Origin of the sequence: Pseudonocardia sp. EC080619-01 (assembly GCF_001420995.1) — a bacterium.
Lineage (GTDB): Bacteria > Actinomycetota > Actinomycetes > Mycobacteriales > Pseudonocardiaceae > Pseudonocardia.
Window position 1 is genome coordinate 657,603 of sequence record NZ_CP012185.1, and the last position, 12,610, is coordinate 670,212.

The 12,610-nt window shown below is 63.1% G+C and carries 10 protein-coding genes; 6 read left to right on the top strand and 4 right to left on the bottom strand.

Features of this window, described 5'->3' with window-relative positions:
- The 5 genes from AD017_RS31240 (at position 1) to AD017_RS31260 (ending at position 7,962) form a co-directional block, all read left to right on the top strand.
- Entirely contained in the window at positions 1–1,449 is a 1,449-nt protein-coding gene (locus AD017_RS31240) for an acetyl/propionyl/methylcrotonyl-CoA carboxylase subunit alpha (RefSeq protein ID WP_082538467.1), read from the top strand.
- A gap of 1 nt (position 1,450) precedes the next feature.
- A complete protein-coding gene (gene fabG / locus AD017_RS31245; RefSeq protein WP_060577276.1) occupies positions 1,451–2,230 on the top strand; it encodes a 3-oxoacyl-ACP reductase FabG in 780 nt (259 codons plus the stop codon).
- A 29-nt stretch (positions 2,231–2,259) separates the two neighbouring features.
- On the top strand, positions 2,260–3,204 hold the full coding sequence (locus AD017_RS31250; RefSeq protein WP_060577277.1) for an aromatase/cyclase: 945 nt from the start codon (positions 2,260–2,262) through the stop codon (positions 3,202–3,204).
- A gap of 32 nt (positions 3,205–3,236) precedes the next feature.
- Complete coding sequence (locus AD017_RS31255; RefSeq protein ID WP_060577278.1) at positions 3,237–5,540, top strand: SDR family oxidoreductase; 2,304 nt, start codon at positions 3,237–3,239, stop codon at positions 5,538–5,540.
- 1,078 nt (positions 5,541–6,618) lie between these two features.
- Positions 6,619–7,962 carry an MFS transporter gene (locus tag AD017_RS31260; protein WP_082538466.1) on the top strand — a complete coding sequence of 448 codons (1,344 nt, stop codon included), beginning with the start codon at positions 6,619–6,621 and terminating at the stop codon, positions 7,960–7,962.
- A gap of 40 nt (positions 7,963–8,002) precedes the next feature.
- On the opposite strand, the gene AD017_RS31265 is transcribed toward AD017_RS31260, so the two are convergent.
- On the bottom strand, positions 8,003–8,410 hold the full coding sequence (locus AD017_RS31265) for a MerR family DNA-binding transcriptional regulator (protein ID WP_060577279.1): 408 nt from the start codon (positions 8,408–8,410) through the stop codon (positions 8,003–8,005).
- A gap of 63 nt (positions 8,411–8,473) precedes the next feature.
- Between AD017_RS31265 and AD017_RS31270 the strand changes: the two genes are divergently transcribed.
- A complete protein-coding gene (locus AD017_RS31270) occupies positions 8,474–9,100 on the top strand; it encodes an NADPH-dependent FMN reductase (RefSeq protein WP_145984172.1) in 627 nt (208 codons plus the stop codon).
- 129 nt (positions 9,101–9,229) lie between these two features.
- On the opposite strand, the gene AD017_RS33980 is transcribed toward AD017_RS31270, so the two are convergent.
- The 3 genes from AD017_RS33980 to rfbB form a co-directional block, all read right to left on the bottom strand.
- Complete coding sequence (locus AD017_RS33980; protein ID WP_227013387.1) at positions 9,230–9,937, bottom strand: response regulator transcription factor; 708 nt, start codon at positions 9,935–9,937, stop codon at positions 9,230–9,232.
- Between the two features lie 377 nt (positions 9,938–10,314).
- Positions 10,315–11,619: an NDP-hexose 2,3-dehydratase family protein gene (locus AD017_RS31275; protein WP_060577484.1), complete on the bottom strand. Its 1,305-nt coding sequence runs from the start codon at positions 11,617–11,619 to the stop codon at positions 10,315–10,317.
- Positions 11,619–12,602: a dTDP-glucose 4,6-dehydratase gene (rfbB, locus tag AD017_RS33985; RefSeq protein ID WP_082538463.1), complete on the bottom strand. Its 984-nt coding sequence runs from the start codon at positions 12,600–12,602 to the stop codon at positions 11,619–11,621. Before rfbB ends, AD017_RS31275 begins: the two co-directional genes overlap by 1 nt.
- Positions 12,603–12,610: the final 8 nt, after the last annotated feature.

Below are 12,610 nucleotides of genomic sequence, written 5' to 3' on the forward strand. Positions count from 1 at the left end.
GTGATCGCGAAGCTGCTGATCGCCAACCGAGGCGAGATCGCCCTGCGCATCGCACGAGCATGCCGGGAGCTCGGGATCCGGACCGTCGCCGTGCATTCCACGGAGGACCGAGACTCCGCAGTCGTCCGCTATGCAGACGAGGCGGTGCAGATCGGACCCGCCTCGGCCAAGCGGAGCTACCTGAACATCCCGTCGATCGTCGAGGCGGCACTGGCCACCGGTGCCCAGGCTGTACATCCCGGCTACGGGTTCCTCTCCGAAGATCCAGACTTCGCAGAGGTGGTTCGGGATAATGGTCTAATCTTCGTCGGCCCGCCGGCAGAGGTAATCGCACAGCTTGGGGACAAGACCGCGGCGCGCGGCCTGATGACCGAGGCCGACATACCAATGCTCCCAGGCAGCGTCGACCCGCTGCGATCGGCTGAGGAAGCGCTGGGCGTCGCGGACTGGATCGGCTACCCAGTGATTATCAAGGCGGCCTCGGGCGGTGGTGGCCGCGGCATGTCCGTCGTGTGGGAGGCCGACGAGTTCTCCTTGGCGTACGAGGAAACACGGGCGACCGCTCAGTCCCTGTTCGGCGACAACCGGGTGTTCGTCGAGCGTTACTTACCCACAGCACGCCACGTCGAGGTGCAAGTCCTCGCAGACTGCCACGGCAACGTCGTACACCTGGGCGAGCGTGACTGCTCAGTGCAGCGCAGGCACCAGAAACTGATCGAGGAGAGCCCAGCGCCCGAGCTGCCGGCCGAGCTGACTGCACGCATGAGTGAGGCAGCTGTGCGGGGAGCGCACGCTGTGGGATTCGTGGGGGCGGGCACGTTCGAGTTCCTGGTAACGCCGGAAGGCGATTTCGCGTTCATGGAGGTGAACACCCGGATCCAGGTTGAGCATCCGGTCACTGAGATGGTCACCGGTGTCGACCTGGTCCAGGAGCAGCTCCGGGTTGCGGCGGGGGAGCCACTGCGACTGCAGCAGTCCGACATCATGCTGCGCGGCGCCGCAATCGAGTGCCGGATCAATGTCGAGGATCCCGACCGCGGGTTCGTCCCGACGCCCGGCATTCTCACTGAATTTGAGCCGGCCGGTGGGCCGTTCGTGCGGGTCGATACGCACGGCTTCACCGGCTACAAGGTTCCAGCCTCCTACGACTCGTTGCTGGCGAAGTTGGTGGTCTGGGCGCCGACCCGGTCCGAGGCGGTGGCGCGCATGGACCGCGCGCTGAAGGAGTTCCGGGTGAACGGTCAGGGCATCCGCACAACCGCTGAGTTCCTCCGGGAGGTGCTGGCCGACCCGCTATTCGCGGTGGGGCAGCCCAGCACCGCCGTTGTCGACTTCGTGCTGCGGCGGCGCGAGGAGAAAACCTCGCGAGAACCACCGACTCCGGCAAGAACCGAGCCCCGAGAGCAGCTCAAGCGCCGGACAGAACTCAACGAAACACCAGGAGGATGACATGAGCAAGGCGCGGACGGTCCTGGTCACCGGGGCCACCAGCGGAATCGGCCTGAGCGTGGCGACGCAGCTCGCCCAGCAAGGGAACCGCGTGTTCCTCTGCTCCCGGCAGGCGGACGCGGTCGAGCTGACCCTGGACGGGCTGCGGAGCAATGGGCATGACGTTGACGGCCAGGCCTGCGACGTCAGGGACGTAGCCGACGTCAAGGCTCTGGTCGCGGCCGCAGTCGAGCGCTACGGCCCTATCGACGTCTTGGTCAACAACGTAGGGCGCAGCGGCGGAGGGGTAACCGCAGACATCGATGACGACCTGTGGTTCGACGTCATCAATACAAACCTGAACAGCGTTTTCCTGGTCACTCGCGAAGTGCTGACCAGTGGCGGTATGCGCGAGCAGTCGTCCGGTCGGATTATCAGCATCGCCTCGACGGCCGGCAAGCAGGGCGTCGTGTTGGGAGCGCCGTACTCCGCGTCAAAGCACGGAGTCGTGGGCTTCACCAAAGCACTCGGAAACGAACTAGCTAAGACCGGAATCACGGTCAACGCCGTGTGTCCCGGTTACGTCGAAACCCCGATGGCCGAGCGCGTCCGGAAAGGCTATGCCGCTGCTTATGGCAAGTCGGAGGACGAGATCCAATCGATGTTCACAGGCAAGATTCCACTTGGGCGCTATAGCACACCCGACGAGGTGGCCGGAATGGTCGGGTACCTCGCCTCGGACTCCGCGGCGTCGATCACGTCGCAGGCGATCAACGTCTGCGGTGGGCTCGGCAACTTCTGATCCCACCGCATCCCGAAGGGGGTACGACCATGTACGATAACGGACACCGTCATATCGAGCACGAGATCATGATCGAGGCGCCTGCTGCGGGGGTCTACCAACTCCTAGCCGAGGTCGAGAACTGGCCTCGCATGTTCCCACCATCTGTGCACGTCGAGTGCCTGGAACGCTCCCGCGGTTCCGAGCGGATCCAGATCTGGGCAACCGCGAACGGTGACGCGAAGACCTGGATCTCCCGCCGCGATCTGGAAGCCGACGCGCTGCGCATCGAGTTCCGCCAAGAGGCCCCGACAGCTCCGATTGCCGCGATGGGCGGCACCTGGATCGTCGAGCCTCGTGGCGATGAGTCGAGTCGGGTCCGATTGCTGCACGACTACCGCGCCCTCGACGACGATCTGGAGGCTCTAGACTGGATCGACAAAGCCGTCGACCGAAACTCGACCACGGAGCTCCACGCGCTAAAGGGCTCCGCCGAGGCGGCGTCGGGCGGGTCGGACAACTTCTTCTCGTTCACCGACTCGATACACGTCCAGGGCTGCGCCAAGGACATGTTCGACTTCATTAATGACGCTGCCGCGTGGGAGCAGAAGCTGCCACACGTGGCGCGGGTTCAGCTGGATGAGGACACACCCGGCCTGCAGGTGCTGGAGATGGACACACATAGCAACGACGGCTCAGTGCACACCACCAAGTCGATCCGGGTGACGTTCCCGCACGAGCGGATCGTCTACAAACAGATCCGGGTCCCGACGCTGATGACGCTGCATACCGGATTGTGGAAGTTTACCGAGGATACCGATGGCATCCTCGCGTCATCACGGCACGACGTGATGATCAACGAGGAGAACATCGCCTCGGTCCTCGGACCCGAGGCGGGCATGGCCGATGCCCGCGCCTACGTCCAGAAGGCCCTGAGCACGAACAGCCTGGCAACGCTGGACCACGCCAGAGATTACGCCGAGAAGCGGCGCTGAGAGCCGGGCAGTGATCGGGAGATGGAGACACCGTGGACTTCCAGGTGATCGTCGTGGGGGCAGGGCCCGTCGGCCTGTTACTCGCCGGCTTGCTACGCCGGGGCGACGTCGATGTCGTCGTCTTGGAGCATCTGGCCGAGGCGACGGGGGAATCGCGTGCATCCCAGCTCAATGCGCGCACGATGGAGGTACTCGACCAGGGCGGTCTGCTTGGGCGGCTGGGGCGGATGGACAGTGTGGACACTGGCCACTTCGGCGGCATCCCTGTGCCTGCCGGGGGGGTAGCCAGCCGTTTTCCCGGGTTCTGGAAGATGCCGCAGTTCGACCTCGAGGCTGCGCTGACTGAGTGGGTCACCGAACTCGGAGCGGACGTGCGTCGACGACACACGGTGCAGGCGCTGACCGATACGGGCGAGCGTGTACGTGTCGAGGTTGACACGCCCGGCGGACCTGTCACGCTGCACGCTGCTTGGGTCATCGGTTGCGATGGACAGGACAGCACCGTGCGCGATCTGGCCGGGATCGCCTTCCCGGGTCAGGCCGCCGAGCGCGAGTTGCTGCGCGCCGACGTGGACGATATCGCGATTGCAGACCGCCATTTCGAGCGGCATGAGAACGGATTGGCGATCGCCCACCGGCGCTCGGACGGTGTGACTCGGGTGATGTTCCATGAGTTCGGCAGGCCGCCTGTCGAACGGACCGGACCGCCGTCATTCGACGAGATCGTCGACGGCTGGCGACGAGTCACAAGTGAGGACATCGGGGCCGGCCGGCCGCTATGGACTGACGCGTTCGACGACGCGAGCCGCCAGGCCCGACAATACCGCCGCGGACGGGTGCTGCTAGCCGGGGACGCCGCACACCGCCAGATTCCGGCTGCGGGTCAGGCCCTGAATCTGGGGCTACAAGACGCGGACAATCTGGGCTGGAAGCTTACTGCCGTCGTGCGCGGCGAAGCCGGTGACGAGCTGCTCGATACCTACCACACGGAGCGACACTCCGTCGGTGCCGACGTCATGGACAACGTGCGAGCGCAGACCCTGCTGTTACTCGGAGGTGAGGAAACAGACAGCCTCCGTACCGTGATCGGGGAGATCGCCACCCTGCCCGAGGGGCAGGATCAGTTGGCGGCCGTGATCAGCGGGCTGGACGTCCGCTACAGCGACTCCAGCGACGCCAAGACAGCGCGGGCCACGTCTCACCCACTGGTCGGGATGCGGCTGCCGGACATCGAGGTGCCGACAACGAGGGGCTTGGTCAGCGGAATCGACGTACTGCGCCGCGGCCACGGCCTGTTGCTAGACCTAGCCGGGGCGGTTCCGCCCGACCGGATCCGAGGCTGGGCGGAGCGCGTCGAGCACGTGGCAGCCGCCGGACGAGTCGACGCGCTGGGCCCCGAGCTGGCCTCCGTACTGGTGCGTCCTGACGGTCACGTTGCGTGGATTTCACTCATCGACGACGTCGCCGCGGGCCTTGAGGAGGCCCTGCGACGCTGGTTTGGACGCCACCGGGACGAACTGACCACCATCACGGGCGTCGCCACCCGCAGCGCCCCAGCAGAGAAAGGAATCTACATGGGCACGCTGGAGGGCAAATCCGCCCTGGTCACCGGATCGAGCCGGGGAATCGGGCGAGCGATTGCCGAGCGGTTGGGCCGCGAGGGCGCGCTCGTCGTCGTGCACTACTCGTCGGACGCTGATGCGGCCGATCAGGCGGTTAAGTCGATTGTCTCGGCCGGAGGGCGCGCGTTCGCCGTGCAGGCCGAGTTCGGCGTCGCCGATGACGTCAATACGTTACACCGCAAGCTCGAGGCCGGCTTGCGTGAGCAGCATGGCTCGGTGTCGCTAGACATCTTGGTGAACAACGCCGGCATCATGGGCAGCGTCAATCCAGAGGACATCACTCCTGAGCAATTCGACAGACTCGTCGCAGTTAACGCAAAAGCCCCGCTCTTCTTAGTCCAGCGGCTATTGCCACTTATCCCGGAGGGTGGCCGCATCGTCAATATTTCTTCTGGGTTGACTCGCTTCGCGAACCCGAGCGAGATCGCCTACGCGATGACTAAGGGCGCAATCGAACAAGTCACGCTACACTACGCCCGACACCTAGGACCGCGCAATATCACTGTAAACAGTGTCGGACCTGGTGTCACCAAGAACGGCAACCCCGTGTTCGACGTCCCGGAGGCGCGCGAACAGATCGCACAGCTGTCCGCGTTTAGCCGTATCGGCGAGCCCGCGGATGTCGGTGACATCGTTGCGTTCGTCTGCTCGCCGGATGCGCGCTGGATGACCGGCACGTTCGTCGATGCGAGCGGTGGCGCACTGCTCGGCTGACCGCGACCATCGGCTCTAAACCACCGGTCCACCTGAGATCTGGGGTGTCGGCTAGTGCCAGCCGTGTCGAGGCGGACCAGGATCGGGTGCCCGTGGCGGTAAGCGTCCGGAGTTTGAGTCAGCGCCTGATCGAGGACGTCGATGTGGTCGGCGGCGGTGCTCACCCCGGCATTGCCCCGTCGCGGTGTCGCGGTGTCGCGGTGTCGCGGCGAGGAACTCGCCGGTATTGGCGCAGAACGCCAGCATCAGGGGGTAGCCGAGACGGTCCCTTGAACGTCAGCGCGGTCTGCTCCTTCTCGCTGTGACAGACCGCGATCGTCGCGTCCACGTCGATCACCAGACCCTCGCCGAGGCCCCGTCTGGTCACCCATGAGATCGGCACCGCCCGGCCGTGTTGTTCGGCGTGCTGAGCCTAGACCGCTTCCCGAGCTGCGCCTCGTGCTGCGCGACCGCGGCCAAGTCGCGGTCCTCGAGGCGATGAGCAGCCGCCATACCGCGGAGTTCGAGGCCACCGCACCGAACATCGCCTGCTAGATAGTCAGCCAGGACGGCGATCTCGGAAATTGCGGTGTCTCCGTCGGGCCCGCGTCCAGGGAGGTGGACCGCCGTCGACAAGTGCGACTGCGACGTTGCCTCGGCCCTGGCCTCGAATCGTGGCGGATCTGCGGGCGCCGCAACCCGGCCGACACCTGCGGCACCTCGCGGATCAGCATCGTGCGGTCCGCGAGGTCAGCCAACAGCCGGGAACCGACATGAGACGCCACCCCGTCCCGTCGGCGGACACGATGCTCTTCGGGCGGGTCGATGTAGCCTGCGCTTGGAAAGCCACTCTCTGACCGGGCGAACAGAACCTTCAGCAAGTTCTGTCCTAGCTGGTCGTGGGGCACGTTCTGCTTCCAGGGCCGCGGTAACGCTCCAAGATCATTAAGGGCCGGGGCTAGCGGCTGGCAAGGCGGGACCCTACGGGAGCGCAAGGTTTCGGGTGCACGGTTACAGGGGCTAGTTGAATGTGTCCTGCTCGCGCCTTCACCCCAAAACACTTGCCTTCAACATATGTTGAAGGCACAAGGTAGGAGGTGTGATTTCGCTGCAACCGAGTGATCCCGACCCGGCACCAACAGAACCTGAGCGCCGCCTGTCCTTGCCGCGGGCGTTGGCGCCGTTCCGGCATTCGAACTACCGGCGCCTGGCGCTTGCGTTGGTGTTCACGAGCTTCACAACCGGGCTTTGGATCGTGGCAGTGGTGTGGGAGGTCATCAGCCTCGGCGGCGGCCCGACGCAGGTCTCGTTGGTCGCGACCGCGAACGCTCTCGGGCTGATCCTGCCCGCTGTCCTTGGGGGGGTGGTGGCCGACCGGGTGCCACAGAAGTGGATCCTGGTCTGTGTCGCAGCCGTTCAGGTGTCCGGGTTAGCTCTCGTGGCTGTGCTGGCAGCACTACAGGTCAACTCCGTCGTGCTGATGGCCGTGGTCTCGCTGGTGATGGGCATGAGCATGGCGTTCTACTTCCCCGCCTATTCGGCCTGGTTGCCCGCGCTGGTCCCCGCCGGTGACCTCCAGGCGGTCAATGGCTTCGAGGGCATGGCGCGCCAAGCGATCGGTCAGGCTGCCGGCCCTGCCGCGGCCGGGGCTGTGATCGCGATGGTGAGTCCAGCCGCGGCGATCGGCCTGGCCGCGGGGATGTCGATGCTGGGGCTGCTGGCTTTGACACGGGTCCCGAGTACTCCGGTGCGCCGCGAGCCGACGTTCCAGGACGATGTCTCTGCCGCCGGCGCGGTCGGCACCGCCCTGCGTGACGTCCGCGAGGGTTTCACCTACATGGTCGGCACCCCGTGGCTGTTGGCGACGCTGCTGTTCGCCTCGGTGATGGCGTTGATGCTGATGGGCCCGCTGGAGGTCCTGTTGCCGTTCCTGATCAAGGACGAACTCAGTGGCGGACCGGGTGACCATGCGATCGTGCTGAGCGCTTTCGGGATCGGCTCGGCCGCCGGCTCTCTGCTGATGGCCTCCCTGCCGACACCACGGCGCTACCTCACGACAGTGAACCTCATGTGGGGCACCGCGATGATCCCGCTTGCAGCGATGGTGTTCACCACAGCCGTATGGCAGACGATGATCGCCGCGTTCATCCTCGGCGTGCTCTTCGCCAGCCCGATGGTCATCTGGGGAACCGTGCTGCAACGCCGCGTCCCACCCCACCTGCTGGGCCGGGTCTCCTCACTGGACTTCTTCGTCACTAACAGCTTCATGCCGGTCTCGATGGCCCTGGCCGGCCCCGCGTCCCAAGCCGTCGGACTACACATGACTTTCCTGATTGCAGGACTGGTCCCCGTGCTCGTCGCGGCCATCGCCATCGTCGTTGCTCGTCTGCCCGCCGACGAAATTGCCCACCCCCTCACCGACGCTCCCGACGACGCCGTATAACGCTGCCACGCGGTAGAAGCCGTTGGCGACCGAACTGCCGTCAGCGCCGTGCCTCGAGCCTGGCCCCAACCTCCTCGAAGCTCGCATCCGAGGTCAGCAGTTCCAAATGCGACGTCAACTCGGTCATGCGGGCCTGTGCTTCGGCCACGAGATGGTCGGCGACCCGGCTCCAGTCCTCGCATGTAGGAGCTGCCGGCATGTCCGCGAACAACTCAGCGACCTCGCGTACAGTCAACCCGAGGCGCTGAGCAAGCTTGGCGATCTGGATTCGGGGCACTGCAGAGTCATCGAAGCGACGCTGGTTGCTCGGCGTGCGGACGGCATTGATCACGCCATGCTCCTCATAGAACCGGACGGCGGACGGCGCCACACCGCTGCCGGCGGCGACATCGCCCACAGTGAATCCTTCGACGGCCCCGAGCTCGCGCTGCGAGTTGATCACTGTCATGCCTCTACGCTACTGAACGCGCCACTTGACTTCAACGTATGTTGAACCGGCACCGTGATCTGCATGACGAACAAGGCCCATGTCGGCAGCGGAACTGCCCCTCCTCTGACGTCGACCACACCACAGGAGCCGAGCCGCGTAGCGGTAGTTTCGGCCAGCGCCCGCGCCCAGCGGGTGAACCCGGCCGTAACTGCCTGGGTGGTTGAGGCGATCGAGCACCTGGATGGCTTCGAGATCGACCTCATCGACCTCGCACACGCCGCTCTGCCTGACGACAGCTTACTCAATCCAGGCGGTGAGCCGAAAACGGAGCTAGCCGATCGAATCGGTGCGGCCACAGCTTTCGTGTTCGTCACCCCCGAGTACAACGCCTCCTACCCCGCGACCTTGAAACGCCTCATCGACTGGCACTATGCGGAATGGCAGCTCAAACCGGTCCTCTTGGTCGGCTACGGTCTCCACGGCGGCCACGCCGCAATTGAACATCTACGCGGAGTCATGGCCGAACTCAACGCCATCACCACTCGACGCGTTATCGGCTTGCCCACACCCTGGCAGCAGTTTGACGAGGAGGGCCGATTCACGCCCGATGCCGACGTAACAAAGGCGCTACACACCGCGCTTGGTGAACTCCACTGGTGGACCGAGGCCCTCACCAGCGCAAGAACAAGTCGACCATTTCCCGGGTGACTCGACGCCGTGCGGACAGGCTGCCAGCTCATGGATTCTCATCAGTAGCTGAGGATCCACTACAGCCTGATTGGACAGCGGAAGGCGGCTGTCATCAAGATTCAACCCATGCAAATCAGCGCAGGAGAATCAGGGACGACAGCTGGCCCAGTCGACAATACCGGCTTCCATGTCCGAAGGAACGCCAATCCGAAATCCGATCCCGCGCACGGTCCGGATCCATTCACGACTGCCGAGTTTACGCCGGAGGGAGTTCACGTGCGTGTCGATCGTACGACTGTTCGATGGAGTCCAGCGGTCGCCCCACACTTCAGCCATCAGTCGTTCGCGGGTAACTACTCCATTAGGCTCAGAGGCCAGCAAGTACAGAAGCTCAAATTCCTTCCGGGTCAACGGTATATCTCTTCTACCCAGTCTGACCTCGAACGCCGCAGGATCGATATTCAGCGAACCACTGGACATAGATGGTCGAACTGCATCGAAGCGCCGCTCCCTACGGAACACCGCTTCGATCCTAGCCAGCAACTCCGGGAAGCCATAGGGCTTCACGATGTAGTCGTCGGATCCAGCCTGTAGACCAAGAACCCGATCCGCCTCAGAAGTTCGACAAGAAACAACGATGATGTAGACGTCGCTGGTATCTCGAATTCGGCGGCACACCTGAGTCCCGTCGACGTCCGGGAGGTCCATCTCCATCAGGACGAGCTGAGCCCAACCTGAGGAGCTTAATGCGGCACCTCCGTCGGGAACGGCGCGCGTCTCATGCCCATATCGACGAAGCCTATCGACCAATGTTGCAACTGCCCTCTCGTCTGGATCTACGACGAGTATCCGCACGATCATCCTCCCCCGAACCGGTCAATTCATCCACAGTAGCCTGGTTCAGACGAAACGGGCAATGATCGACTTCTTATGATCCACTTCCTGGCCCGCGTACCAAGATGTGGGTGGTCGCGACAATTCTGCCTCTCCACGAGTCCGTGTGGATCTTCAGGGACCGAGTTCGCATGGATGTTGCACCGCCGTGTCCCGCCAGCTACCTCAATCTCTCTGTGTTGCTCTCAGGTCAGACTGTGGCGAGTGGCGGGAACTCGGACGAGCAGGAGCCAGGCTGCACTGAGTATGTGAGACCGGTCACCGAGGACGGTGGAGGAGGTGATCGTCCTCCGGCCCTGCCCACGCGGCGTGGTTGGAGCTGTCTCCGGCTGGCATGTTCACAGACGTACTGTCGGTCGTTGGCTGTCCAAGCAGGCCAGAAGACACCGTGCTTCAACGCTTACGTGGTTGCCGTACCGCAGGAAGTTTGAGAGCTGCTCTACAGTCATCCACTGAAACTCCTCCGGAACATCGTCGACGGCAATTTCCTCACCCGCGTCGACGACTACGTACCGGTTCTCTGCGCCAAAGAACCGACCGCCCTCCTCCGAGTGAACAACGTCCACGATACGGCGGTCCGCGCCGAGCTCTTCGACCAGGTCGAGGTAGCGGGGTTTTTCGGCGACATGGTTCGCCAACGTACACCGTACGGTTGGGGCCAGCTCCACAACATCGTGGGTTCCAGCCTGGGTGCCAGCGTGGACCAGAAGGTGGAAACGCCCGCGTACGTGCCGACCAACAAACGCGACGACACCAAGTCCGGTCGGGGCCAGCATTGGCTGTGCCCAACTGGCCACCTCGCGACTACTAGCTCGCACGCTCACGCCGAAAATTGAAAAGTAGAGTCCATCGACGTGGATGATCTCGTCGTCGTTCTGCTGCCAGTATTCCATGCACTTGAGCGGAACGAGCCTTCGGTTAAGCGTGTGCCGTGCTTTCATCTCAGTGAGCCAGCTAAGCAGCTCGCGTGTGCTGGATCGGCCTTCGCCATCGACCATTCTGCCGACACCAAGAAGCGGCAAGCCGGAAAGAACTGTTCGCGTGTCCATGTTCACGAGATTCCTATGCTCCAACAGCCGATGGACTACGTCCAAGCTAACCCAGCAGAAATCCTCCCCAGTCGACACTGGTTGGTCGATCTCGACAATCATGTTTCGATTGCGTTTGTCTAAGAACCAGGACCCCTGCTCGGATTGCAGGCTGTCGAACACGACCCTGCCCGGACGACCGTTCTGGAAGTGGGCAAGATACGGCACCGGATTACCGCGATGCACGCGCGTGTAGTTGCTGCGCGTAGCCTGTACCGTCGGTGATAGCTGAAGTAGATTAACGTTTCCAGGCTCCATCTTTGCCTGTAAGAGACAATACACCTTGCCGCTAACCACGGTCACCAGTATTCCGAGAATGCCGATCTCTGGCTGTAGAATAATCGGCTGACTCCAACTAGCTACTCGTGTGTTATCCGACTCCACGGACAAGCCGCGCACAGAGTAGAAACGCCCCGTGTGATGAGTGATATCACCCGACTCGGGGTCAACTTGCCACCCGTCGGTCTCAGCCAGTGGAACTCGCTCAACTTCGTAGGCATTGGCCCTCTTCCGTTCAGCGAACCATGTAAGAAACTCTCCTACGTCGTCGAACATCACTTGCCACCCAATGTTGTAGGTGCTACAGCGGCAGGTGCCCACCAATTACGATGATCGGTGTACCATCGTACAGTTGCCGCTAACCCATCTTCCAATGATGTGCGCGGCAAATATCCGAGCTCGGTGCGAATCTTCGAGTCGTCGATCGCGTAGCGACGGTCGTGCCCGGGCCGGTCCGGTACCCGGCGCACCCGCGACCAGTCCATCCCGACTACGTCGAGCAGTCGCCTAGTGAGTTCGATATTGCTGAGAGAGGTCCCGCCGCCAATATTATATATCTCGCCGGAACAGCCGCCTTCAACGACCAGGCGCAGAGCAGCGCAGTGATCGTCCACGTGCAACCAGTCCCGCATGTTACCACCGTCGCCGTAGAGAGGGATGTAATCTCCTTCCAACAGGGCAGTCACGAACCGGGGAATGACCTTCTCCGGGTGTTGGTAAGGCCCGTAGTTGTTAGAGCAACGCGTTATGCAAACCGGCAGCCCGTACGTACGGTGGAATGCGCGCGCAAGCATATCCGATGACGCCTTGGATGCTGAGTAGGGTGAGTTCGGATTCAAGCTATCAGTCTCGACTGACGTACCGGTATCTATGCTGCCGTAGACTTCATCAGTGGAAACATGAACGAATCGCTCTACGTCCTTCTCGAGCGCGACCTGCATCAACGTGAATGTGCCGCCGACGTTAGTCGTTACGAAGTCGTCGCCTGCGGCGATGGACCTGTCGACGTGTGATTCGGCCGCGAAGTGCACGACGACGTCGACGTCTGCCATTGCCTTACGCACAGTGTCGCGGTGCCGGATGTCTCCGAGCACGAATTCCAGCCGTGGGTCGCTTGCCACTGGGTCCAGGTTGGCCTGGTTGCCCGCGTACGTCAGCGCGTCGAGCACTCGTACCTGCAGCGGACTATCCTGGAGGAGCAATGATCGGATGTAGTGTGAGCCGATGAACCCGGCTCCGCCTGTAACTAGAACTCGCATCGCCTAGC

Bases quoted from the DNA above. Each gene is read 5' to 3' on its own strand.
- AD017_RS31250 (WP_060577277.1), top strand. From the start codon at position 2,260: ATGTACGATAACGGACACCGTCATATCGAGCACGAGATCATGATCGAG.
- AD017_RS31275 (WP_060577484.1), bottom strand. From the start codon at position 11,619: ATGTTCGACGACGTAGGAGAGTTTCTTACATGGTTCGCTGAACGGAAG.
- AD017_RS31270 (WP_145984172.1), top strand. From the start codon at position 8,474: ATGACGAACAAGGCCCATGTCGGCAGCGGAACTGCCCCTCCTCTGACG.
- fabG (WP_060577276.1), top strand. From the start codon at position 1,451: ATGAGCAAGGCGCGGACGGTCCTGGTCACCGGGGCCACCAGCGGAATC.
- AD017_RS31265 (WP_060577279.1), bottom strand. From the start codon at position 8,410: ATGACAGTGATCAACTCGCAGCGCGAGCTCGGGGCCGTCGAAGGATTC.
- rfbB (WP_082538463.1), bottom strand. From the start codon at position 12,602: ATGCGAGTTCTAGTTACAGGCGGAGCCGGGTTCATCGGCTCACACTAC.